Here is a 24,987-nt window from a genome sequence, read left to right as displayed (position 1 = left end):
GTCGAAAGAATGAAGGGAGTGCCTGTCGCCGCACGGTGCGGCATCAGTGCGTGCGTTGCATGAGCCGGTGAATCTCGTCGGGCGTCTGCGCGTCGCGCGACGCCTGCCGGAACGCGCGATCGCTGAAACACCGTGCCGCGTCGGCGAGCAGTTCGAGGTGTGCGCGGTCGTCCTCTTTCGGCAGGACCAGCACGATGAATTCGCGCACGGGCTTGCGGTCCGGCGCGTTGAACGTGAACGGGTACAGTGCGCGAACGAACAGCGCGACGGCCGAGCCGAGTCCGTCGACCCGTGCATGCGGAATCGCGACGCCCTGGCCGAGGCCGGTCGAGCCGAGCTGTTCGCGTTTCGTCAGCTCGGTCCTGATCCGTTCCGTGGAAACCCCGCTGCTACGCGCGATGTAGCGCGCGGCGAGGTCGAACAACTGGATCGCGCTCTCGACCGGCACGTCGAGCAGGATGTTGTCCGGCGGACAGGCGTCGGCCAGCCGGGTCGCGAGCGGCATGCCGCCGCGCCGGTGGGGAAGGTCGGGTTGGCCGCCGACGGCGGCCTGCTGCGTTTGCATGCGGATCTCTCCGTGTCGGGATGACAGGGAAATCCTAGACAAAACCGCGTAAAGGCGGTGTCAGATACGCGGGGGGCCGGCATTAAAATTGTGTATCGATCTGCGAACATCTTCAGGTGCCCGACAGCACGAACGGCAGCGTCGTCAGCAGAAAGACCGAGATGCCGACGACCGGCGCACCGAACGCGATCGCCGCGAACGCCACCGCGGCGCTGGTCAGCACGAGGGTTCTCGACACCCGGCGGTGCCGGTCGTGTGCCGTCGCCCTGTCTTCGCGGATGGCATCGGCCCGCGCGCCGATCACGTGTTTCCAGAACGTCAAGCCAAGCATGATTGCTCCTGTATGAAAGACGACCGAGACGGGGCGCGCGATGCGCCGTGCATGCGTATCAGCAACGCTTGAGCTTGAGCACGCGCGAGATCTGCCCGGACGTGAAGCTGCTGTTGCGCACGTAAGGCGCGCAGTCGAGCGGCGCCGTGAGCGATTCGCTGACGACGTACTGGCCGACAAAGCGGAACGCATCCGTTTCCATCTTGATGAACACCGGAATCGCGTCGCGTTGTGCGGCGAGCGTCCTGCCGGCCGCGCGTGCGGACGCGCTGCCGTCGCAGAGGATCACGTCGGGTGCGTGCGGGTTGAGGTCCGTGCGCAGGCAGGCGGCCACGACCTTGCCGTTCTTCGTCGGCAGGAACGCCTGTTTGCTGCCGCCGCATGCGGTGTGGATGAATTCGCGCGTGTATTGCTTGTCGATCTCGAACATGACCGGACTCCCGTATCGGAAATTTCCGTGGATAAACTCAGGTATGCAAAGTAATTGGACCGGTTCGGCATGCCGGATGCGGGCATGCGGTCGGTCATCGCCGGCAAGGCGGATCGATGGCGCGTCGTTGCAAGGATGTACCGCACGCAGTCGCTTGAGCGCACGATGCGTGATTAGCGCATCGACGTCGTGTTCAAGCGTGCGCGGGAAAAACTACGGCGCGCACCGCCCGCCTGTCGGCAGGACGGTGGCTCGGGAAAAGGAGACGCAGGCGTCCTGCCTGTCAGGCAGAAAAGCAACTCGGAGGGCGAGGACTTCGGATGCGCATGGTGCGTGCTCGGTGAGGGATAGCGAACACATTCTAGTGAACGCACGCGCGGCCGCAAGTAAAAAGGTCGTAAAGGTTGCGGCAGCGTTATCGACTTGTGAAACGACTGATGACACAGGATGAATCGATGCAACGATACGCCACACGAAGTGTGTGCCCGACCGACGCGATACGCTTGCATGCCAAGCCGGACGGACGGTTCGCATGATCCAACGAAAAAACGCGTGACGACTGCCGTCGCCACGCGTTGCACGTTTCCACAAGACCGCGCGCATACCGGCGAACCGGCGCGCGGCGCTGTGTCAGAAATCGAAGCCCGGCCCACCCGCACCCGGCCCGCCCGGCCCCGCGACCGGCGCTGCATCCTTCGGCGCTTCGAACACGGTCGCATCGGTCGTCAGCAGCAACCCTGCCACCGACGCCGCGTTCTGCAGCGCCGTGCGCGTGACCTTGGTCGGATCGAGCACGCCCGATTCGACGAGGTCGCCGTACTCGCCGGTCTGCGCGTTGTACCCGAAGTTGCCCGAGCCTTCCGCGACCTTCGCGACGACGACGCTTGCTTCCTCGCCCGCGTTCGTGACGATCTGGCGCAGCGGTTCCTCGAGCGCGCGCAGCACGATCTTGATGCCTGCGTCCTGATCGGCGTTCACGCCCCTCAGTTCGCGGATCGCCTGCCGCACGCGGATCAGCGCGACACCGCCGCCCGGCACGATGCCTTCCTCGACGGCCGCGCGCGTCGCGTGCAGCGCATCGTCGACGCGATCCTTCTTTTCCTTCACCTCGATCTCGGTCGCACCGCCGACCTTGATCACCGCGACGCCGCCCGCGAGCTTCGCGACGCGTTCCTGCAGTTTTTCACGGTCGTAGTCGGACGTCGCTTCCTCGATCTGCACGCGGATCTGCTTCACGCGCGCCTCGATGTTCTTCGCATCGCCGGCGCCGTCGATCACGGTCGTGTTCTCCTTGCCGACCTCGATGCGCTTCGCCTGGCCGAGTTCGGCGAGCGTCGCCTTCTCGAGCGTCAGCCCGGTTTCCTCGGCGATGACCTGCCCGCCGGTGAGGATCGCGATGTCTTCGAGCAGCGCCTTGCGGCGGTCGCCGAAGCCCGGCGCCTTGACGGCAACCGTCTTCAGGATCCCGCGGATGTTGTTCACGACGAGCGTCGCGAGCGCTTCGCCCTCGACATCCTCCGCGATGATCAGCAGCGGCCGGCCCGACTTCGCGACCTGTTCGAGCACCGGCAGCAGGTCGCGGATGTTCGAGATCTTCTTGTCGTGCAGCAGGATGTACGGGTTCTCGATCTCGGCGATCTGCTTGTCGGGATTGTTGATGAAGTACGGCGACAGGTAGCCGCGATCGAACTGCAGCCCCTCGACGACGTCCAGCTCGTCGGCGAGCGACTTGCCGTCCTCGACGGTGATCACGCCTTCCTTGCCGACGCGGTCGATCGCTTCGGCGATACGCTGGCCGATCGACTCCTCGCCGTTCGCGGAGATCGTCGCGACCTGCGCGATTTCCTTGCTCGTGGTGGTCGGCTTGCTGATCTTCTTCAGTTCTTCGACGGCCGCCGCGACGGCCTTGTCGATGCCGCGCTTCAGGTCGAGCGGGTTGAGCCCGGCCGCGACGTATTTCTGGCCTTCGCGCACGATCGCCTGTGCAAGCACGGTGGCCGTGGTCGTACCGTCGCCGGCTGCGTCGCTGGTGCGCGACGCGACTTCCTTCACGAGTTGCGCGCCGATGTTCTGAAGCTTGTCCGCGAGTTCGATTTCCTTCGCGACCGACACGCCGTCCTTCGTGACGACCGGCGCGCCGAAGCTGCGTTCGAGCACGACGTTACGGCCCTTCGGCCCGAGCGTGACCTTCACCGCGTTCGCGAGAATGTTCACGCCTTCGGTCAGCTTCGAACGTGCGACGTCGCTGAAAATGATTTCCTTGGCTGCCATGATTGCGCTCCGTTATTGATTGACGACGGCGACGATGTCTTCCTCGCGCAGCACGAGGAACTCATTGCCGTCCACCTTGACGGCCTGACCCGCGTACTTGCCGAACAGCACGCGCTCGCCGACCTGCAGGTCGAGCACGATGCGCTGGCCGTCCGAGTCCTTGCGGCCGGGGCCGACGGCGATCACTTCACCCTGGTCGGGCTTCTCCGCGGCGCTGTCGGGGATCACGATGCCCGACGCGGTGGTGGTTTCCTGGTCGAGTCGTTTGACGATGACGCGGTCGTGCAAGGGGCGTAGGCTCATCTCTTCGTCCTGTCCTGTTCTGTCGAAATTGGCTGGCACTCTTCATCGGAGAGTGCTGACGAGTATAGAAACGAGCCGCGGCGCGATCCAATAACGGATTCGGAAATGCATTTGCGCGAATGCGCTATGGACGGGGGACGGGCGAGGCCGCCGTCAGATCAGCAGCGATACCGTCCTGAACAGCGCGAGATCCTCCTTGCGCGCCGATCGCGCATGGCGGCGGATCACGTGCAGCAGGCAATCGATGAAGCAGCGTGCTGCGTCGCTCAGCGTGCTGCTGCGGCGTGTGACGATGCCGAGGTCGCGCGGCTCGAACGTCTCCTTCAACTGCAACGCACGCATCCGGTCGCCGAACGGCGGCACGGCGGCGAGAATCGTCGGGCACCACGTGCACATGTCGGCCTGCTCGAGCATCGTCTGCAGCATCGCGACCGATTGCGCGCGCACGATGCGTCGCTCGTCGATCTGCGCGCCGTGGCGCGTGAACAGGTAGTCGACGAGTGCGGCCTGCCCGTCGGCCGCGAAATTCAGCACCCAGTCCCGGTCGAGCAGGTCGTGGATCGACCGCACGCGTTCGCACGGATGGCCGGCCCGCACCATGACCGAGGTGTCGTAGCGCAGCATCGGCTCGAACGCGAATTCCTGCGTGCCGCCCGGCTGGACGTGGCCGAGCGCGAAGTCCATGCTGCCGTCGCGCAACAACGGCTGCGCGACGGCCATCAGTGCTTCGTAGAGTTCGAGGCGCACGTCGGGCATTTGCTCGCGAAACCGCAGCACGGCTTCCGCGAGGAACGTCACCGTGAGCCACGGCGTTACGCCGATGCTCAGCCGGCCCTCGACGCGGCCGCGCATGCGCTCGAGATCGCTTTGCGCGTGTTCGAGCTGCTTCAGCACGAGTTTCGCGTGCGTGAGCAGCGTCTTGCCGTATTCGGTGAAGCCGATGCCTTCCGGCGCGCGCACGAGCAGCGGCAGGCGCTCGCTCGCTTCCAGTTCGCGCAGCGCGCGCGTGACGGCCGCCTGCGACAACCCGAGCAAGCGCGCCGCGCCGCGAATGCTCCCGGCCTCCGCGCTCGCGACGAGCGCCTGCAACTGATGCAGCTTCATCGTGCTCATGGTGCGATACCCGACAACGAAAGGTTGTCATCATAACGAAACCGCGGCTGTTCGCCGGGATTTTCGCTGCATACGATTCGGCCACGATCGGTCATCCGGGCGATCGACCGCAGAACGTATCGAGGAGAATCGGGGTTGGACCACGAACACATTCCATCGGAAATGGCGGCCATCGAGGCGGAGATGATTGCGCTGCGCCACCGGCTGCACGCGCATCCCGAACTCGGCTTCGAGGAACACGCGACCAGCGAACTCGTGGCCGATTGCCTGACAACGTGGGGTTATCGGGTAACACGCGGGCTCGGCGGCACGGGCGTGGTCGGCACGCTGACGCGCGGCGCCGGGAAGCGGCTCGGGCTGCGCGCGGACATGGACGCGCTGCCGATCCGCGAGACCACCGGGCTGCCGCATGCGAGCCGGCGCGACGGCGTGATGCACGCGTGCGGCCACGACGGTCATACGGCGATGCTGTTGGCGGCGGCGCGCTGCCTGACGGAACGCGAGCGCTTCGCGGGCACGCTGAACGTGATTTTCCAGCCGGCCGAAGAAGGGCTCGGCGGCGCGAAGCGGATGATCGACGACGGCCTGTTCACGCAGTTCCCGTGCGACGCCGTGTTCGCGATGCATAACGTGCCGGGCCTGCCGGCCGGCGTGCTCGGTTTCTGCGACGGCCCGGCGATGGCGTCGGCCGACGAGGTGCGCGTGCGCGTGATCGGGCGCGGCGGGCATGGCGCCGCGCCGCATACGACGATCGATCCGGTGGTGGTGTGTGCGTCGATCGTGATGGCGTTGCAGACGGTGGTGTCGCGCAACGTGAATCCGCAGGAACTGGCGATCGTCTCGGCCGGCTCGATCCATGCGGGCACCGCATCGAACGTGATCCCGCCGCATGCGGAACTCGAACTCAGCGTGCGCGCGTTGTCGCCGGACGTGCGCGCGCTGCTCGAACAGCGCATCCGCGCGATCGTGCACGGGCAGGCCGCGAGCTACGGCGCGACGGCCGAGATCGACTATCGATACGGCTATCCGGTGCTCGTCAATCATGCGGCGGAAACGGACTTTGCGCGCAACGTGGCCCGCGAGTGGGGCGGCGATGCGGCACTGATTCCGCATCTGCGGCCGATCGCGGCGAGCGAGGACTTCGCATTCATGCTCGAGGCTTGCCCGGGCAGCTACCTGTCGATCGGCAATGGCGACGGCGCGGCCGGATGCGGGCTGCATCACCCGGGCTATGACTTCAACGACGCGTGCCTTGCGACCGGCGCGAGCTACTGGATCGCGCTCGCGGAGCGATACCTCGCGTGATGCGGTTGCACGATTTCATTTCACGAATCACGATTTACACAAGGAGACTGGCAATGAAACAGTGGATGGTAGCGCTCGCGGTGGCGCTGGCGGCAGGGACGGCGCATGCCGGCGACTGGACGGGCAAGGAGATCCGCCTCGCGGTCGATCCGACTTACCCGCCGCTCGAATACAAGCTGCCCGACGGCACGCTGACGGGCTTCGGGATCGACATCACGAACGCGTTGTGCGCGGAACTGCACGCGCGCTGCGTGTGGGTCGAGTCGAGCTTCGACGGGATGATTCCGGGGCTGCTCGCGCGCAAGTTCGACGTGATCGCGTCGTCGATGACGATCACGCCGAAGCGGATGCAGCAGATCGCGTTCACGAACCGGATCTCGAACGCGCCGGCGCGACTGGTCGTGCACAAGGGGTCGCCACTGCTGCCGAGCGCCGAGTCGCTGAAGGGCAAACGCGTCGGGGTCGAGCAGGGTTCCGCGCAGGCCGACTACGCGGTCGCGAACTGGCAGCCGGCCGGCGTGCAGGTCGTGTCGTACCAGAACCAGGATCAGGTGTACGCCGATCTCGTGACGGGGCGGCTCGACGCAGCGTTCCAGGCATCGATCGCGGCCAGCGACGGGTTCCTGAAGAAACCTCAGGGCAAGGACTTCATGTTCGCGGGCGCGCCGATCGACGACGCGAAATACTTCGGGCAAGGCGACGGCCTCGGCTTGCGCAAGCAGGACAACGACCTGCGCGACGCGTTCAACCACGCGCTCGCGACGATTCTCGCGAACGGCACGTACCAGCGGATCAACCGCAAGTATTTCGACTTCGATATCTACGGCGGCAAGTAAGCGGCGGCGCACGCAACGTGCGCAGTCAGCCATAAATAAATAAGGATTACAGATGAACTGGAGATCGATTCTTGTCGCGATTCCGGCGCTGTGCGCAGTGCCCGCGTTCGCACAAAGCAGTGTCACGCTTTACGGCCTCGTCGATGCCGGCATCGACTACACGAACAACGTCGGCGGCCATGGCGCGTGGCAGATGGCAAGCGGCTTCGCACAAGGCAGCCGCTGGGGGCTGAAGGGTACCGAGGACCTGGGCGGCGGCTACAGCGCGCTGTTCCAGATCGAGAGCGGCTTCAACGTGAACAACGGCGCGCTCGCGCAGGGCGGCCGCATGTTCGGGCGTCAGGCCTACGTCGGGCTTGGCAGCACGCGCTTCGGCACGCTGACGCTCGGCCGGCAATACGATTCGGTCGTCGACTATCTCGCGCCGACGACCGCGAACGGGAGCTGGGGCGTCTATCCGTTCTCGCACCCGCTCGACAACGACAACACCGGCAACACGTTCCGCGTGAACAACACGGTCAAGTACGCGAGCCCGGATTTCTCCGGTTTCTCGTTCGGCGGCACCTACAGCTTCAGCAACGACACGGGTTTCGCGAACAACCGCGTATGGAGTGTCGGCGCGCAGTACGAGCAGGGCGGCCTGCTCGTCGGCGCGGCGTTCCTGAACGCGGACAACCCCGGCGCGACGTCGGGCGGTGCGATCGCCGGTTCGGGGTCGGTCGGCGCCGACGCGAATTTTGCGTCGGCACGGCTGCGGATCTTCGGGGCGGGCGTCAACTACACCGCGGGGCCCGCAACGGTCGGATTCGCGTACACGAACAGCAACGTCACGCGGCCGACCGCGAACGTCGGTTACCTGTTCGGCGACGAGACGATCGAGCCGGTGACGGGCCCGCTTGCGGGCGGCACGGTGACGGCGATCAAGTATCAGAACTTCGAAGTGAACGGCAAGTACCAGTTCACGCCGGCGTTGTTCGTCGGCGCGCAATACGTGTACACGACGGTGCGCTACGACGCGACGACGGGCGCCGCGAAGCCGAAGATCCATTCGCTCGGGTTGATGGCCGACTACAACCTGTCGAAACGCACGGACGTGTACCTGATGGGCGCGTATCAGCGGATAACCGGCGATGCGACCGGTTCGTCGCTCGATCAGGCGTATGTCCCCGGCGCGGCCGATCTGTCGTCGAACGGGAAGCAACTGATGGTGCATGCGGGGATTCGGCACAGGTTCTGACCGAACCTTGCCGGACGGGCGGCGGCCGGTCGCGCGCGGCCGGCTGACGCGGCGTATGATCACCGCACCACGCATACCCGGGGGCACGCCGTCATGAACAGGAAACTGCAGATCGTGATCGTCATCGGTATCGCGGTGACCGTGCTGAACGTCATCTATCACCTGATCCGCCGATGATGCGCCGGCCCGCCCGCTCCCCCGGCGCGCTCGGGCCGGACGCCCGTCCGGCGATGCAACGCGAGCGCGCATGACCGCGATCGACACCCCGATGGTCAGACAGCCACCCGGCTGGCTGCGCATCGCGCCCGCGCTGTTCCTGCTGCTGTGGGCCAGCGGTTTCGTGTTCCTGAAGCTCGGCCTGCGTTATGCCGATCCGCTCACGTTCCTCGCGCTGCGCTATGCGTGCGTCGTCGCGTTGCTCGCTGGCCCGTTCCTGTGGCTGCGCCCCGCGTTGCCGCGCACGCGGCGCGAATGGCGCAACCTCGTCGTCGTCGGCCTGTTGCTGCAGGCCGGCTATTTCGCGTTTACGTACCTGAGCCTGAAGCTCGGCATGTCGGCCGGCGCGGTCGCGCTCGTCACGTCGCAGCAGCCGATTCTCGTCGGGCTGCTCGCGCCGATGATCGCCGGCGAGCGCGTCGGCGTGCTGCGCTGGGTCGGGCTCGCGCTCGGCGCCGCGGGCGCGGTGCTGGTGATCCTCGCACGATCGTCGGTCGACGTCGCGTCGCCGTGGGCGCTGGCATTCGCGCTGCTCGCGCTCGCGTGCATCACCGGCGGCACGCTGTGGGAAAAGCGCTTCGGCACCGACGTGCATCCGGTCACAGCAAACCTCGTGCAATACACGGTCGGGCTGGCCGTTACCGCGCCGCTCGCGTTCGCGCTCGAACCGATGCACGTGCAATGGACCGCCGGCCTCGCCGGTTCGCTCGCGTACCTCGTGATCTGCAATTCGCTGATCGCGATCTCGCTGCTGCTCGCGATGGTGCGATACGGCGAAGCGTCGCGCGTGTCGGCGCTGTTCTTCCTGATTCCGCCCGCGCCCGCGCTGATCGCGCTGGTGGCGCTCGGCGAGACGATCGGGGCGCTCGCATGGCCGGGCATGGCGCTCGCGGCGGCCGGCTTGTTTCTGGTGATGCGTTACTGAAACGTGCGCCGCATCCGTGCGTAACGGTTGAACGAAGCGAGTGCCGCCGACCGTACGCGTTTTTCCGGCCCGGTTCACAATGGTCTGGAATGCGACTGCATCGCGACTTCTTCGCTTCCTTCCACAAAGGCACGAATCATGTCATCCCGTACCTGTCTCGTCACCGGCGCGTCGCGCGGCATCGGCTTCGCGGTCAGCACACTCCTGGCGCAGCGCGGTCATCGCGTCATCGGTCTCGCGCGGCACGCGCAAGGCGTCGATTTCCCCGGCGAATTGCTTGCATGCAATCTCGCCGACATCGAGCAGACGGCGGCAACCCTCGCACGCATCAGCGAGCGCGACGACGTCGACGGCATCGTCAACAACGCGGGCATTGCGTTGCCGCAACCGCTCGGGCAGATCGATTTCCGGTCGCTGCAGGCCGTGTTCGATCTCAACGTGCGGGCCGCGATCCAGGTCACGCAGCACTTTGCCGACGCGATGAAGGCGCGCGGTCACGGGCGCATCGTCAACGTGTGCAGCCGCGCGATTTTCGGCAGCCTCGACCGCACCGCCTATTCGGCCGCGAAGAGCGCGCTGGTCGGCTGCACGCGCACGTGGGCGCTCGAACTGGCCGAACATGGCGTGACGGTCAACGCGGTTGCGCCGGGCCCGATCGAGACGGAACTGTTCCGCCAGACACGCCCCGTCGGCAGCGAGGCCGAACGCAAGGTGCTCGCGACGATTCCCGCGCGCCGACTCGGCACGCCCGACGACGTGGCGGCCGCGATCGGGTTTCTCCTGTCCGACGAAGCCGGTTTCGTCACGGGGCAGGTGCTGGCCGTGGACGGCGGCGGCAGCCTAGGCGGGCGGAGTTGATGCAAGGCGATGCGGGCTGCCGGCCCCAGCCTGCACCGCATATTCCCGCACCCCGTTAGCATGTGACGAATCCGACTTTGGGCGCCGCGCGCGCGACGCTAAGATCGCCGATCCCGTAGATCGAGCGCTCACAACAATGAAAAAGTCCGCTTCGCCGTTGCATGCTTTCCGTTTCCGTGTGGTTTGCGCCGCGATCGCCGGCACGCTGTCGCTGGCGTCGTGCGGCGGCGTCGACAGCGATGCGCCGTCGCAGTCCGCCGCGACGCCGCCGCAAGCCGACCCGACGCCGGCCGCCAAGCGCCCGAACATCCTGTACATCATGGCCGACGATCTCGGCTATTCCGACATCCATGCATTCGGCGGCGAGATCAACACGCCGAACCTCGATGCGCTCGTCGCATCGGGCCGCATCCTGTCGAATCACCATACCGGCACCGTTTGCGCGATCACGCGCGCGATGCTGGTGTCCGGCACCGATCACCATCTGGTCGGCGAAGGCACGATGGGCGTGCCGACCGACGAGCGGCGCGGGCTGCCCGGCTACGAGGGTTACCTGAACGATCGCGCGCTGTCGTTCGCGCAACTGCTGAAGGATGCCGGTTATCACACGTATATCGCGGGCAAGTGGCACATCGGCTCGGGGATCGTCGGCAGCGCGACGGGCAGCGGGCAGACGCCCGACCAGTGGGGTTTCGAGCGCAGCTACGTGCTGCTCGGCGGCGCGGCGACGAACCACTTCGCGCACGAGCCGGCCGGCTCGTCGAACTACACGGAAGACGGCCGCTACGTGCAGCCGGGCCAGCCCGGGCAACCGGGCGGCACCGGCGGCAGCCCGGCCGTGTTCTATTCGACCGATTTCTATACGCAGAAGCTGATCTCGTACATCGATTCGAATCAGCGCGACGGCAAGCCGTTCTTCGCATACGCGGCCTACACGTCGCCGCACTGGCCGCTGCAGGTGCCCGACCCGTGGCTGCACAAGTACGCGGGCGTGTACGACGCCGGCTACGACGCGATCCGCAACGCGCGGATCGCGCGGCAGAAAGCGCTCGGCCTGATTCCGGCCGATTTCAAGCCGTTCGACGGCCTGCCGGAAACGACGGCGGCGTCGCCCGCGACGGCGAACAACGGCACCGCGAGCGCGAAATACATCAGCGCGGTGCATTCGGCCGCGGACGGCTACGGCGACTACGGCCCGGGCAAGGTCGACAAGCTGTGGTCGAGCCTGTCGCCGGCCGAGCGCAAGGCGCAGGCGCGCTACATGGAGATCTACGCGGGGATGGTCGAGAACCTCGACTACAACATCGGTCTGCTGATCCAGCACCTGAAGGACATCGGCCAGTACGACAACACGTTCATCATGTTCCAGTCGGACAACGGCGCGGAAGGCTGGCCGATCGACGGGGGCGCCGACCCGACCGCGACCGACACCGCGAACGGGCAGGAGCCGATCTATTCGGCGCTCGGCACCGACAACGGCAAACAGAACGCGCAGCGCCTGCAGTACGGGCTGCGCTGGGCCGAAGTGAGCGCGTCGCCGTTCCGGCTCACGAAGGGTTATTCGGCCGAAGGCGGCGTATCGACGCCGACGATCGTGCGCCTGCCGGGCCAGTCGCAGCAATTACCAACGCTGCGCGCGTTCACGCACGTGACCGACAACACGGCGACGTTCCTCGCGGTCGCGGGCGTCACGCCGCCGTCGCAGCCGGCGCCGCCGCTCGTCAACACGCTGACGGGGGTCGACCAGAACAAGGGCAAGGTGATCTACAACAACCGCTACGTGTATCCGGTCACGGGCCAGTCGTTGCTGCCGGTGCTCACCGGCTCGGCGACGGGCGAGGTGCATACGGTGCCGTTCGGCGACGAAGCGTACGGCCGCGCGTACCTGCGCAGCGGCGATGGCCGCTGGAAGGCGCTGTGGACGGAGCCGCCGCTCGGGCCGCCCGACGGTCACTGGCAGCTTTACGACCTCGCGTCGGATCGCGGCGAGACGACCGACGTGTCGGCGCAGAACCCGTCGGTGATCCAGACGCTCGTCGCTCAGTGGAAGACCTACATGAGCAACGTCGGCGGCGTCGAGCCGCTGCGTCCGCGCGGTTATTACTGAGCGAGAGGGCGACACGATGCGGTTCCGGTTCTGGACGATCGGCGCGGCGCTGGCCGCCACGCTGTTCGCCACTGCGTTCGCGGTGGGTTATGCGAATCCGGCGGAGACGGCGGGCGGCGCGTTCGACGACGCGAATCGCGGCCGCGCGCTCGCGCCGCTCGGTTCGGAGCGGCAATGCGAGCGTTATTCGGGGCTGCCGGCGAAGTGGCGCGACGATCCGAAGGCCGGGATGGTGCACCTGCGCGGCGGCGCGTTCGTGTTCGGCAGCACGCGCGGTTATGCGGACGAGCGTCCGGTGGGCGACGGCCGCACGCGCGTCGGCGGCTTCTGGATCGACCAGACCGACGTGACGATCGCGCAGTTCGCCGCATTCGTGCAAGCGACCGGCTACGTGACCGAGGCCGAGCAGCAGGGCGGCGCGGCGGTGTTCCATGTGCCGACGCGCGACGAGATGAATGCACGTGACCTTGCATGGTGGTCGTGGGTGAAGGGCGCATCGTGGCGCCATCCGCGCGGTCCCGGCAGCGGCGTCGACGGGCTCGGCAACCTGCCCGTCACGCTCGTCACGCAGCGCGATGCGTTCGCGTATGCGCGCTGGCTCGGCCGCGACCTGCCGACCGAAGCCGAATGGGAATACGCGGGCAAGGCCGGCCGCGACGACGCATCGCTCGACGCGGCGCCGCGCGATGCGCAGGGCAAGCCGGCCGCGAACTACTGGCAGGGCGTGTTCCCGGTGCTCGATACGGCCGAGGACGGTCACGCGGGGCTCGCGCCCGTCGGCTGCTACGCGGCGAACGGGTTCCGGCTCTACGACATGATCGGCAACGCCTGGGAATGGACGAAGGACGCGTACACGGGCCCGCACCAGTCGCACACGAACGGCGACACGGCGGCCGTCGCGCCGCCGACGCGCCGGCACGATACGCCGATGGTCATCAAGGGCGGCTCGTTCCTGTGCTCGCGCGACTACTGCGTGCGTTATCGCGCATCGTCGCGCGAACAGCAGGAAGCCGATCTCGGTGCTTCGCACATCGGCTTTCGCACGATCTTGAGGGATGCATCATGAAGCGCGGCATGCGATTCGTTTCCGTGTGGCTGCTGGCCGCGTGCGGTGTCGTGCATCAGGGCTCGGCCGTTGCCGCGGAGTCCGCCGCATCGGCCGTGCGCGTCGGCGTGACGCGCGGCGTGCATGCGCAGATCCTGGACGAAGTGAAGCGGGTCGCCGCGTCGCGCGGATTCGACGTCGATGTCGTCGAATTCGACGATGCGTCGCGCATCGACGCGGCACTCGCCGACGGCCGGATCGACGCGGCCAGCTTCGAGGATGCGCAACAGCTTGCCGCGACGCGCGCGCAGAAGCGCTACGCATTGGCGGAGGTCGCACCGACCGTCACGCTGCCGATGGCGCTTTATTCACGCAAGCTGAAGAACCTGAACGAACTGCAGCCCGGCGCGACGGTCGCGATTCCGGCCGACCCGCGCGGGATGGCGCGCGCGCTCGTGCTGCTGCAGAACGACACGCTGGTGACGCTGCGCGAGCAGGCCGGCCTGCATGCGACGCTGCGCGACGTGACCGGTAACCGGCTCGGGCTGAAGCTCGTCGCGCTGCGCCGCGATCGTCTTTACGCCGCGCTCGACACGGCAGCGTTCGTCGCGATCGACAGCGACGAAGCCGCGCGCGTCGGGCTGCAGCCCGCGCGCGACAGCATCAGCATCGAGGATGCGCGCTCGCCGTATGCGAACGTGCTGACGGTGCGCGAAGCCGATCGCGCGAAACCGTGGGTGACGCAACTCGTCGCCGCGTATCACTCGGACGACGTCGCGCGCTTCATCCTCACGCGCTACCAGGACTCGGTGCGGCGGCCGTGGTAGACACGTACAGGCTCGCGTGCAACGCATGCGGACGCTGCTGCAACAGCGCGCCGACGCTGTCGTTGCGCGAACTGTTCCGGCATCGGCACCGCTTCGTCGGCGCGCTGACGATCCGCCGCGTGCCTAAGCGCCGGATCGGCGAGCGCTGGCATGCGGGTGGGCGCGAGCATGCGCTCGATGCGGACGACGTCGCGGCTGCCGATGCGCTGGCGGACCGCTTGTTCCATCGTTTCGGCGGCGCGGGCGGCGAATGGATCGCGCTGACGCTGCAGGGCTACGACTATCCGTCGCTCGGCCGTTGCGCGGCGCTGGCCGACGACGGCCGCTGCAGCGTGCATGCGGACAAACCGTCGATCTGCGGCGCGGTGCCGCTCGATCCGCTGCTGCCGGACCGCCTGCAGGCTCGCGTGCTCGCCGCGCGGCGCGATGAAACGGCATGGCTTGGCGCGAACTGCATCGTCGAATCGAAGGGCAAGGATGCACCGTCTTCCGGCGAGCCGGCATTCGCCATTCCACTGGTGACGGCCGGGCAAGTCGCCGATCGCGCGGCGCTCGACACGCATCGCGATGCGCTCGTGTTCGAGCGTGCGGTGTGGCGTGACGCGGTATTCGCATCGCTGACCGAGGGCGGGCAGGATCTGCGGCATGCGCTGTTGCGGCTGGCACCGGGCGGCTACCTGACCGTGTCGATCGTGCCCGTCCTGCTGGCCGTCGCGCCGGTTGCCGCGCGTTGTGCATCGACTTCATCGACGCACAACGCGTGTTGATCGGTGCGAACATCGAAGCGGCGCTCGCGCGCCGCCGCATCGACGACCGTCCCGCGACGCGCGAGTTGCGCGGTTTCGCGCAGGCGCTGGAACGTGCGCGGCATGCGCTGGCGGCGATGCCGGCGCCCGCACCCGGAACGCGCGAAGACGCGCCGCGCATCGACGCGTGGCTCGACGATCGGCTCGACGCCGATACGCTCGCCGCGTGACGATCGCGGCACGCGGCGCGTGCCTTACACTTGGCGCTCTTTCAATCGCCTTCGATGGAGCGTGCATGTACGCGTCGACCTTCATTTTCCGTGCCGGACAATACGACGATGATTTCCACCGGCTCGACCGGCAGATCGCCGACATGGCCCGCGCGACGCCCGGCTACCTCGGCGAGGAAACGTGGGAGAACGCCGAGTCGGGGCTGATCCAGAACGTCTACTACTGGGAGTCGGAAGCGGCGCTGCAGCAGCTGATGCGGCATCCGGCGCATCTCGAAGCGAAAGCGCAGCAGGCGCGCTGGCTCGACGGTTATCGCGTCGTGATCTCGAAGGTGCTGCGCGAGTACGGCGACGGCAAGCTCGCGCAACCGCATGCGGGCCTCTCCGCGTAACGGGCTGTCTGATTCATTTCTTTCGCATTACGGATAAATAACAAACGGGCCGCAACCGGCGGCCCGCGTTCGCATGCGGGTTCAGGCGGGTCTGCGTGCAATCAATTCTTCATCAAGCATGGCTAAGGTGGCGGGGCTTCACGTCGTCAGTCTGTCCACCAACAACGTCCTCACTCGATGTCGTACGGAGCCTTGTCCATGCCGAATTTCGCCTTGTCCGCGAAGCGCAGCCGCGCGCTGCGCGATCGAACCGTTCCCGTCGTCGCACTGACGCTGATTGCCGCCAGCATCGGCGCGCAGGCCGCCCCGCACGACGACGGCGACGCAAGCCGTTTCGAGCCGGGTTTCGTACCGGGCTTCCTGGTGCTCAGCCGCAGCGTCTACGACAACGTGTCGGGCAACGTCCAGCCCGGCGCGATCCTGCCGCCGAACTGCGCGAAGACCACCGGCGGTTGCGGTGCGGCGACCGGCGCACCGAACGACGGCACCTACCCGTATGTGTGGAACAACGACCGCTACGACGGCAGCTTCGGCATCACGTCGCGCATCTTCCTCGACCAGATCACGCCGGCCGGCGGCGTCGTCGGCACGCTCGAAGTGCCGAACAACCTGCACAAGGGCTTCGCGCACGACCAGCTCGTGACGAGCTTCAGCTCGAAGTCGGAACTCGGCCTGCACCTGTCGGCCGACGGCAACTACCTGACGTTCATGGGTTACGTCGCGCCGGTCAACGCGATCGACGTGTCGAATTCGAACACGCCGGCCGCGGTCGATACGACGAACCCGGACGGGCAGAACGTCTATCGCGCGATCGCACGCGTCGATCGTCACGGGCATTTCCGTTTCACCGAGACGAATGCGTACAGCGGCAACAACGGCCGCGCGGCGATCCTGAACAATCGCGACGGTCGCGAGATCTATTACACGTCGGGCAACGCCGGCAACGGTTCGAACCCGCAGCCCGACAACGTGATCCTCGGCGCGGGCGCGCAGATCATCGACGGCGCGAAGCATCATGAAGCGCAGCAGGACCCGGGTGTGCCGACGCCGCTCGCGAGCTTCTCGGTCACGGAACTCGGCGCGAAGGCCGACAAGATCGGCAAGGACGACAACTTCCGCGGCATCGCGGTGCACGACGACGTCGTGTACTACACGAAAGGCAGCGGCGGCAACGGCGTGAACACGGTGTACTTCGTCGATACGACCGGCGCCGCGTGCCCGTCGGGTGTCGGCGTGCCGTCGCCGAACGCGAAGCTGCCGACGGCGCCGCTCGCGTACAACCCGGCCACGTTGCAGTCGACCGGCCTGCCGAACAACATGTGCGTGCTGGCCGGCTTCCCGACCACGCCGAACAAGACCGCGACGACGCTGTCCTACCCGTTCGGGATGTGGTTCGCCGACGCGAACACACTGTATGTCGCGGACGAAGGCGACGGCTACACGGGTGGCCCGGACCTGTACACGCATGCGGCCGCGCAGACGGGCGCCGGCCTGCAGAAGTGGGTGTACGACGCGAACGCGAAGCAGTGGAAGCTCGCGTACACGCTGCAGAACGGGCTGAAGCTCGGTCAGCCGTATTCGGTCGCCGGTTATCCGTTGGGCAACAATGCCGCGACGGGGCTGCCGTGGGCACCGGCGACGGCTGGCCTGCGCAACCTGACGGGCCGCGTCGAACGCGACGGCACGGTGACGATCTGGGCGATCACGTCGACGGTCAGCGGCAACGGCGATGTCGGCGCCGATCCGAACCAGCTGGTCGCGGTGCGCGACGTGCTGAAGAACACGAGCGCGACGACGGCCGCGCACGAGCAGTTCGCCGTGCTGCGGACGGCGAAATTCGCGGAAGTGCTGCGCGGCATCTCGTTCGCGCCGGGTACCGAAACGGGCCGGTCGCATTGACGCAGGCGATGCCCGGCTGATGCCGGGAGCAGGACGCACGGCCGCGGGTTTCCGCGGCCGTGTTCCTTTTGAAAGTCGGTGCGGCGTGCGTTCGGTCCGCGCGCTCCCGGACCGCGAACATCGCGTTCCGAAACGACATCTGCGCGCCGACCCACCACATCAAAGCGCTTCAACCAGCCGCCGCGTACTCTTCTCGCAGTATTCATGACACGCGGCCCGCGCGGCGATCGACGCGCCGTGCACGTATCGCGGTGCATCCGCACGCCGCGACATCGACACGACGATTGAAGGCGGCGACGGCTGCAGCGGCAGCTCGACGACTTCGCCGCTCTCGATCAGCGCATCGACGAACAGCACCGGAATCGCGGCGACACCGAAGCCGTCGCGCACGAGTTGCACGATCACCGAGATCGACGGCGACCCGGTGATGCGCGTGTCCGACAGCGGCACGCCGTGCGCATGTGCGAGCGTGCGCACGATATCCTCGAGCGCACGGTGGGGTGCGGTGCCGCGCCCGTAGGTGAGGATCGGCTGGCGCAGCACCTGCCGCGCGAGGCCCGTGCGCGTGTTCGGCAGCAGCCCGGCGCGCGCGATCCAGCGTACCGGGTAGTTCGCGAGCGCGTCGCAGACGACCGACGCCTCGTCGCTGCCCTCGACGCGGATGATCAGGTCGAGCTCGCCCGCCATCAGCCGGCGCTGCAGTACGACGCTCACGTCGACGGTCAGGTCGATCTCGAGTTCCGGATAGTCGGCCGCGAGGCGGCGCATATAGTGCGGCAACCAGCTATGCACGACCGTCTCGATCACACCGAGCCGCAGCTTGCCGCGCAGCGCGCTTTCGCCGGCGGCGGCGGCCTGCAGCTGCTGGGTCGCCTCGACCACGGCTTTCGCATAACCGAGCAGGTACTCGCCGTTCGGCGTGAGCCGGAATTCGCGGCTGTCGCGGTCGACGAGCACGGTCTGCAGCTCGTCCTCGAGCGCCTTCAGGCGCTGCGAGATCGCGGCCGGCGTCGCGTGCAGCTCGGCGGCCGTCGTGCGGAAGTTGCGCAGCTTCGCGAGCGTGACGAAGGTTTCGAGAAAACGCGTGTTCATGGCGGTCGGGCGGACGGTGGAAGCGCAGCTTGCCGGTGAGGAAAAGTGAACGGGACCGGGGAAAACCCCAAGATCCGTTAAGAAATTCTATACACGAAGCGCAAAAAAACTCGTTGGCGACAAAATTTTTTCTTTTCTATTCTTCGCCGTATCCGATGACGCGACACCGTCATCCCGACGACATCCTGATCTGCGATAGAACCTCATGACGCCTTCCGAATTCCGCCAGTCCGTGCGCCGCGGCGTGTTCCGCGGCCCGACCGCAGGCCACTGCGGCCCGTTCGCGCAAGCCAACCTCGCGATCCTGCCCGACGCGTATGCGCACGATTTCCTGCGCTTCTGCCAGGCGAACCCGAAGGCGTGCCCGCTGCTCGGCGTCGGCGAACCGGGCGCGTTCCGGGTCGACGCGCTCGGCGAGGATCTCGACATCCGCACCGACGTGCCGAGCTACAACATTTACCGCGACGGCCGCCTGACCGAGCGCGTCGAGTCGCTGGAAGCGCTGTGGCGCGACGATTTCGTCGTATTCGCGATCGGCTGCTCGTTCTCGTTCGAGGACATGCTGGCCCGCGAGGGGATCGGGCTGCGCCACGTCGAGGAGGGGCGCAACGTGCCGATGTATCGCACGTCGATTCCGAACCGCCGCGCGGGCATCTTCGGCGGCCAGCTGGTCGTGTCGATGCGGCCGATGCGCGGCGCCGACGCGATCCGCGCGGTGCAGATCACGAGCCGGTTTCCGGGCGTGCACGGCGCGCCGATCCATATCGGTCACCCGCAGGAACTGGGCATCGCCGATCTGAACGCGCCGGAATTCGGCGACGCGGTGACGATCCGCGACGGCGAGCTGCCGGTGTTCTGGGCGTGCGGCGTGACGCCGCAAACCGCGCTGATGGACGCGAAGCTGCCGCTCGCGATCGCGCATACGCCCGGCCACATGCTGATGACCGACATCACCAACGCATCGCTGGCCGTGTTCTGATCCAGGATGGCGGCCGCCCGCCCGCACCACACCAGCACGACACACGCACGACACACCACACCGCTTTGACGGCGCATAACGACAGGAGCACCACCATGGAAAGCAAGACCCTCGCGGCCCCCGCCGCGGAGCCCGCGAGCCCCGAGCGCAACGGCCTGTTCTCGTGGTATGCCGACGCGCAGCCGCGCGAGCGCCGCGCCTTCTGGAGCTGCAAGGTCGGCTACATGCTCGACGGGATGGACACGCAGATGCTGTCGTTCGTGATCCCGACGCTGGTCGCGACCTGGGGTATTTCGCTCGCGGATGCGGGTTTCATCGGCACGATCACGCTGCTCGCGTCGGCGCTCGGCGGCTGGATCGCCGGCATCCTGTCCGACCGGATCGGCCGCGTGCGCACGCTGCAGCTCACCGTGCTGTGGTTCGCCGTGTTCACCGCGCTGTGCGGGCTCGCGCAGTCCTACCACCAGCTGCTCGCGGCGCGCGCGCTGATGGGTTTCGGCTTCGGCGGCGAATGGACGGCCGGCGCGGTGCTGATCGGCGAAGTGATCCGCGCGCGCGACCGCGGCAAGGCAGTCGGCCTCGTGCAGTCGGGCTGGGCGATCGGCTGGGGGCTGTGCGCGCTCTTGTATGCGCTGCTGTTCTCGGTGCTGCCGGCCGAGCAGGCGTGGCGCGCGCTGTTTCTCGTCGGGCTGGCGCCGGCGCTGCTGGTCGTCGCGATCCGCCGCTACGTGAAGGAGCCGGACGTCTACGAGAAGGAGAAGGCCGCGCAGGCGAAGGTGGCCGATGCGCCGCGCCTCACCGAGATCTTCGCGCCGAAGCTGATCACGACGACGCTGCGCGCGGCGCTGCTGACGACCGGCGCGCAGGGCGGCTACTACGCGATCACGACGTGGCTGCCGACCTTCCTGAAGACCGAACGGCATCTGACCGTGATGGGCACCGGCGGGTATCTCGCGATGATCATCTTCGGTTCGTGGGTCGGTTACCTGACGAGCGCGTACCTGACCGACCGCCTCGGCCGCAAGCCGAACTTCATCCTGTTCGCGGTCGGCTCGATGGTGATCGCGTTCGCGTACACGTCGCTGAACCTGACCAACGCCTCGATGCTGTGGCTCGGTTTCCCGCTCGGCTTCTTCGCATCGGGCATCTTCTCGGGGATGGGCGCGTTCCTCACCGAACTGTTCCCGACCCGCGTGCGCGGCTCCGGCCAGGGCTTCTGCTACAACGTGGGCCGTGCGATCGGCGCACTGTTCCCGTTCCTGATCGGCGCGCTGTCGAAGGAATACGGGCTCGGCACAAGCATCGGGATCTTCGCGGTCGCCGCGTACGGCGTGGTGATCGTCGCCGCGCTGACGTTGCCCGAGACACGCGGCCGCGAACTCGACGCCGCGTAAGCCGCAAGCCATAAGCGGCAGGGCGGTCCGCCCTGCATCTTTTCCCCTTTTCATCGACACCGTGACATGGCGCGCGACGCGCGCCGTGCGGCGGCGCTCGTCCTTCGAATCAACGACGCATCGACCCGACATCATGACTGACCGACACACTTCCCCCGTTTCCTCCGACGCCGCGCGCTGGCAATTCTGGATCGACCGCGGCGGTACCTTCACCGACATCGTCGCGCGCCGGCCCGACGGCACGCTCGTCACGCACAAGCTGCTGTCGGAGAACCCCGAGCAGTATCGCGACGCGGCCGTGGCCGGCATCCGCCACCTGCTCGGCCTCGCGCAAGGCGAGCCGATCACGCCCGAGCGCGTCGACATGGTGAAGATGGGCACGACGGTCGCGACCAACGCGCTGCTCGAACGCAAGGGCGAGCGCACCGCGCTCGCGACCACGCACGGCTTTCGCGACGTGCTGCGCATCGCGTACCAGAACCGGCCGCGCCTGTTCGATCTCGACATCGTGCTGCCCGATGCGCTGTACGAGACGGTCGTCGAGATCGACGAGCGCATCGGCGCGCATGGCGACGTCGTCGTGCCGCTCGATGCGCAGGGCGCCGAAGCGTCGCTGCGCCGCGTGTTCGACTCGGGCGTGCGGGCGCTTGCGATCGTGCTGATCCACGGCTATCGCTACACCGCGCACGAACGCGCGCTCGCCGAACTCGCGCGCCGCATCGGCTTCACGCAGGTATCGGTGTCGCACGAAGTGTCGCCGCTGATGAAGATGGTGTCGCGCGGCGATACGACCGTGGTCGACGCGTACCTGTCGCCGATCCTGCGCCGTTATGTCGAGCAGGTCGCGCACGAGATGCCGGGCGTGAACCTGCAGTTCATGCAGAGCAGCGGCGGGCTGACGCGCGCCGATGCGTTCCAGGGCAAGGACGCGATCCTGTCGGGCCCGGCGGGCGGCATCGTCGGGATGGTGCGCGCCGCGCGCGCGGCCGGCTTCGGCCAGGTGATCGGCTTCGACATGGGCGGCACGTCGACCGACGTGTCGCACTACAACGGCGAGTTCGAGCGCGTGTTCGAGACGCAGGTGGCCGGCGTGCGGATGCGCGCGCCGATGATGAGCATCCATACGGTTGCCGCGGGCGGCGGCTCGGTGCTCGGCTTCGACGGCGCGCGGCTGCGCGTCGGGCCCGAATCGGCCGGCGCGAACCCGGGGCCGGCCGCGTACCGGCGCGGCGGCCCGCTGACGGTCACCGACTGCAACGTGATGCTCGGCAAGGTCCAGCCCGATCATTTCCCGCGCGTGTTCGGCCCGCACGCGGACGAGCCGCTCGACCGCGACGGCGTGGTCGCGAAGTTCGCCGCGCTCGCCGACGAGATCCACGCGGCGACCGGGCGGCGCGAGACGCCCGAGGCGCTCGCCGAAGGTTTCCTGGAAATCGCGATCGGCAGCATGGCGAACGCGATCAAGAAGATCTCCGTGCAGCGCGGCCACGACGTGTCGCGCTACGTGCTGACGACGTTCGGCGGCGCGGGCGGCCAGCACGCGTGCGGCGTGGCCGACGCGCTCGGGATGACGCAGGTGTTCGCGCATCCGCTCGCGGGCGTGCTGTCCGCGTACGGGATGGGCCTCGCCGACCAGACCGCGATGCGCGAGCGCGCGGTCGAGGCCGTGCTGTCCGACGCATCGCTGCCGGCGCTGAACGCGGCGCTCGACCGGCTGGCCGACGAGGCCGTCGGCGCGCTGCTCGAACAGGGCGTGCCGCCGGAGCGGATCGCGACCGAGCGGCGCGTGCACCTGCGCTACCAGGGCACCGATTCGGCGCTCGACGTGCCGGCCGGCAGCGTCGACGCGATGCAGCAGGCGTTCGAGGACGCTTACCGGCAGCGTTACGCGTTCCTGATGCCCGGCACGCCGCTCGTTGCCGAGCTGGCGTCGGTCGAGGCGATCGGCCGCTCCGACGCGCCGGTCGACATCGCACCGCTCGCGCCGCGCGGGGCGGGCGGGGCGGGTGACGACGGCGCGCCGCGCGCCGATTCCGCCGTGCGCTTTTATTCCGGCGGCCAGTGGCACGACGCGGCGCTTTACGTGCGCGACACGCTGCTCGCCGGCGACGCGATCGACGGCCCGGCGATCATTGCGGAGAAGAACGGCACGACCGTCGTCGAGCCCGGCTGGTGCGCGCGGATGACCGCGCAGGGCAACCTCGTGCTGACGCGCACGACGCCGCTGCCGACGCGCCGCTCGCTCGGCACCGATGCCGATCCCGTGCGGCTCGAGATCTTCAACAACCTGTTCATGTCGATCGCCGAGCAGATGGGGCTGCGGCTGCAGAACACCGCGTACTCGGTGAACATCAAGGAGCGCCTCGACTTCTCGTGCGCGATCTTCGACGGCGACGGCAACCTGATCGCGAACGCGCCGCACATGCCGGTGCATCTCGGCTCGATGGGCGAGAGCATCCGCACGGTGATCGAGCGCAACCGCGGCCGCATGCGCGACGGCGACGTGTTCATGCTGAACGACCCGTATCACGGCGGCACGCACCTGCCGGACGTGACGGTCATCACGCCGGTGTTCGCGGATGGCGCGGACGCGCCGCTGTTCTACGTCGGCTCGCGCGGCCACCACGCGGACATCGGCGGCACGACGCCGGGCTCGATGCCGCCCGATTCGACCCATATCGACGAGGAAGGCGTGCTGATCGACAACTGGCAGCTCGTGTCGGCCGGCGTGCTGCGCGATGCCGACACGCGTGCGCTGCTCGCGTCGGGCCGCTACCCGGCGCGCAACGTCGAGCAGAACATGGCCGACCTGCGCGCGCAGGTCGCCGCGAACCAGAAGGGCGTCGACGAGCTGCGCCGGATGGTCGCGCAGTTCGGCCGCGACGTCGTGCTCGCGTTCATGGGGCACGTGCAGGACAACGCGGAAGAAGCCGTGCGGCGCGTGATCGGCGCGTTGCAGGACGGCGCGTACCGCTATCCGCTCGACAACGGCGCGGAGATTCGCGTCGCGATCCGTGTCGACCGCGTGGCAAGGCGCGCGGAGATCGATTTCACCGGTACGTCCGCGCAGCTCGACAACAACTTCAATGCGCCGAAGGCCGTCTGCATGGCCGCCGTGCTGTACGTGTTCCGCACGCTGGTGGGCGACGACATCCCGCTGAACGCCGGCTGCCTGAAGCCGCTCACGGTGATCGTGCCCGCGCGCTCGATGCTGAACCCCGAGTATCCGGCCGCGGTCGTGTCGGGCAACGTCGAGACGTCGTCGGCGATCACCAACGCGCTGTACGGCGCGCTCGGCTGCGTCGCGTCGAGCCAGGGCACGATGAACAACTTCACGTTCGGCAACGACCGATACCAGTATTACGAGACGATCGCGGGCGGCAGCGGCGCGGGCGACGGTTTCGCGGGCGTCGGCGCGGTGCAGACGCACATGACGAACTCGCGGCTGACCGATCCGGAAGTGCTCGAATGGCGCTACCCGGTGCGGCTCGACTCGCACCGGATCCGTGCCGGGTCGGGCGGCGGCGGGCGCTGGCGCGGCGGCGACGGCGCGGTGCGGCGGATCCGCTTCCTCGAGCCGATGACCGCGTCGATCCTGTCGAACAACCGGATCCACGCGCCGTTCGGCGCGGCGGGCGGCGCGGCCGGCGCGCTCGGCCGCAACACGATCGAGCGGGCGGACGGCACGGTCGAGGCGCTCGAACATATCGGCCGCGCGCAGATGGCGCCGGGCGACGTGTTCGTCGTCGAAACGCCGGGCGGCGGCGGTTACGGCACGGCGGGCTGACGGAATTGCAACGGACTGTGGAATAAAGCCGCGCATTCACGCACGAACAGAATCAAAAATGGCCGAAAGTCGGGTCGCCGGGATGCGATCCGACCCTGC

The 24,987-nt window shown here is 67.7% G+C and carries 20 protein-coding genes and 1 pseudogene; 14 read left to right on the top strand and 7 right to left on the bottom strand.

Annotated features, from left to right (window positions below; all coding sequences use genetic code 11):
• Window positions 1-43 precede the first annotated feature (43 nt).
• The 6 genes from ACN22W_RS27595 to ACN22W_RS27570 form a co-directional block, all read right to left on the bottom strand.
• The gene (locus ACN22W_RS27595) at window positions 44-565 is read right to left on the bottom strand and encodes a PTS sugar transporter subunit IIA (RefSeq protein ID WP_419687902.1); all 522 of its coding nucleotides are present in this window, start codon (window positions 563-565) and stop codon (window positions 44-46) included.
• A 112-nt stretch (window positions 566-677) separates the two neighbouring features.
• Window positions 678-896: a hypothetical protein gene (locus ACN22W_RS27590; protein ID WP_230684496.1), complete on the bottom strand. Its 219-nt coding sequence runs from the start codon at window positions 894-896 to the stop codon at window positions 678-680.
• A gap of 58 nt (window positions 897-954) precedes the next feature.
• Complete coding sequence (locus ACN22W_RS27585) at window positions 955-1,326, bottom strand: DUF6697 family protein (protein WP_193101316.1); 372 nt, start codon at window positions 1,324-1,326, stop codon at window positions 955-957.
• A 630-nt stretch (window positions 1,327-1,956) separates the two neighbouring features.
• A complete protein-coding gene (groL, locus tag ACN22W_RS27580; protein WP_419687901.1) occupies window positions 1,957-3,597 on the bottom strand; it encodes a chaperonin GroEL in 1,641 nt (546 codons plus the stop codon).
• Window positions 3,598-3,609: 12 nt separating this feature from the next.
• Window positions 3,610-3,900, bottom strand: a complete 291-nt coding sequence (gene groES, locus ACN22W_RS27575) for a co-chaperone GroES (protein ID WP_343490753.1) — start codon at window positions 3,898-3,900, stop codon at window positions 3,610-3,612.
• Window positions 3,901-4,053: 153 nt separating this feature from the next.
• Entirely contained in the window at window positions 4,054-5,013 is a 960-nt protein-coding gene (locus tag ACN22W_RS27570; RefSeq protein WP_193101312.1) for a LysR substrate-binding domain-containing protein, read from the bottom strand.
• Between the two features lie 183 nt (window positions 5,014-5,196).
• On the opposite strand from ACN22W_RS27570, the gene ACN22W_RS27565 reads away from it, so the two are divergent.
• The 11 genes and pseudogenes from ACN22W_RS27565 (at window position 5,197) to ACN22W_RS27515 (ending at window position 17,636) form a co-directional block, all read left to right on the top strand.
• Window positions 5,197-6,318 carry a M20 aminoacylase family protein gene (locus tag ACN22W_RS27565; RefSeq protein WP_419689840.1) on the top strand — a complete coding sequence of 374 codons (1,122 nt, stop codon included), beginning with the start codon at window positions 5,197-5,199 and terminating at the stop codon, window positions 6,316-6,318.
• A gap of 53 nt (window positions 6,319-6,371) precedes the next feature.
• Window positions 6,372-7,154: an ABC transporter substrate-binding protein gene (locus tag ACN22W_RS27560; RefSeq protein ID WP_129516541.1), complete on the top strand. Its 783-nt coding sequence runs from the start codon at window positions 6,372-6,374 to the stop codon at window positions 7,152-7,154.
• 52 nt (window positions 7,155-7,206) lie between these two features.
• Window positions 7,207-8,391, top strand: coding sequence for a porin (locus tag ACN22W_RS27555; protein WP_419687900.1), 1,185 nt, complete (start codon window positions 7,207-7,209; stop codon window positions 8,389-8,391).
• 247 nt (window positions 8,392-8,638) lie between these two features.
• Window positions 8,639-9,532 (top strand): DMT family transporter, encoded by an 894-nt coding sequence (locus ACN22W_RS27550; RefSeq protein ID WP_419687899.1) that lies wholly within the window; start codon window positions 8,639-8,641, stop codon window positions 9,530-9,532.
• A gap of 138 nt (window positions 9,533-9,670) precedes the next feature.
• A complete protein-coding gene (locus ACN22W_RS27545; protein WP_419687898.1) occupies window positions 9,671-10,390 on the top strand; it encodes an SDR family oxidoreductase in 720 nt (239 codons plus the stop codon).
• 136 nt (window positions 10,391-10,526) lie between these two features.
• Complete coding sequence (locus ACN22W_RS27540) at window positions 10,527-12,497, top strand: arylsulfatase (protein WP_419687897.1); 1,971 nt, start codon at window positions 10,527-10,529, stop codon at window positions 12,495-12,497.
• Between the two features lie 16 nt (window positions 12,498-12,513).
• Window positions 12,514-13,563, top strand: coding sequence for a formylglycine-generating enzyme family protein (locus ACN22W_RS27535; RefSeq protein ID WP_419687896.1), 1,050 nt, complete (start codon window positions 12,514-12,516; stop codon window positions 13,561-13,563).
• The gene (locus ACN22W_RS27530; protein WP_419687895.1) at window positions 13,560-14,369 is read left to right on the top strand and encodes a MetQ/NlpA family lipoprotein; all 810 of its coding nucleotides are present in this window, start codon (window positions 13,560-13,562) and stop codon (window positions 14,367-14,369) included. The genes ACN22W_RS27535 and ACN22W_RS27530 overlap by 4 nt, the downstream gene beginning before the upstream one ends.
• Window positions 14,363-15,345: pseudogene (locus ACN22W_RS27525) on the top strand (flagellin N-methylase). Before ACN22W_RS27530 ends, ACN22W_RS27525 begins: the two are co-directional and overlap by 7 nt.
• Before the next feature lie 65 nt (window positions 15,346-15,410).
• Window positions 15,411-15,737, top strand: a complete 327-nt coding sequence (locus tag ACN22W_RS27520) for an antibiotic biosynthesis monooxygenase family protein (protein WP_419687894.1) — start codon at window positions 15,411-15,413, stop codon at window positions 15,735-15,737.
• Between the two features lie 198 nt (window positions 15,738-15,935).
• Window positions 15,936-17,636 (top strand): hypothetical protein, encoded by a 1,701-nt coding sequence (locus tag ACN22W_RS27515; RefSeq protein WP_419687892.1) that lies wholly within the window; start codon window positions 15,936-15,938, stop codon window positions 17,634-17,636.
• 159 nt (window positions 17,637-17,795) lie between these two features.
• Here ACN22W_RS27515 and ACN22W_RS27510 read toward each other — a convergent pair whose 3' ends face one another.
• Complete coding sequence (locus ACN22W_RS27510; RefSeq protein WP_048248252.1) at window positions 17,796-18,728, bottom strand: LysR family transcriptional regulator; 933 nt, start codon at window positions 18,726-18,728, stop codon at window positions 17,796-17,798.
• Between the two features lie 205 nt (window positions 18,729-18,933).
• Here ACN22W_RS27510 and ACN22W_RS27505 point away from each other — a divergent pair, with 205 nt between their 5' ends.
• From ACN22W_RS27505 to ACN22W_RS27495, 3 genes are all read left to right on the top strand, one after another.
• Window positions 18,934-19,707, top strand: a complete 774-nt coding sequence (locus ACN22W_RS27505) for a putative hydro-lyase (protein WP_419687891.1) — start codon at window positions 18,934-18,936, stop codon at window positions 19,705-19,707.
• 95 nt (window positions 19,708-19,802) lie between these two features.
• Window positions 19,803-21,101: an MFS transporter gene (locus ACN22W_RS27500; protein WP_193101299.1), complete on the top strand. Its 1,299-nt coding sequence runs from the start codon at window positions 19,803-19,805 to the stop codon at window positions 21,099-21,101.
• A gap of 133 nt (window positions 21,102-21,234) precedes the next feature.
• Window positions 21,235-24,888 carry a hydantoinase B/oxoprolinase family protein gene (locus ACN22W_RS27495; protein ID WP_419687890.1) on the top strand — a complete coding sequence of 1,218 codons (3,654 nt, stop codon included), beginning with the start codon at window positions 21,235-21,237 and terminating at the stop codon, window positions 24,886-24,888.
• Window positions 24,889-24,987: the final 99 nt, after the last annotated feature.

This window comes from Burkholderia theae, from assembly GCF_048565265.1.
Lineage (GTDB): Bacteria > Pseudomonadota > Gammaproteobacteria > Burkholderiales > Burkholderiaceae > Burkholderia > Burkholderia theae.
This window is presented reverse-complemented; position numbering and strand designations above follow the sequence as displayed.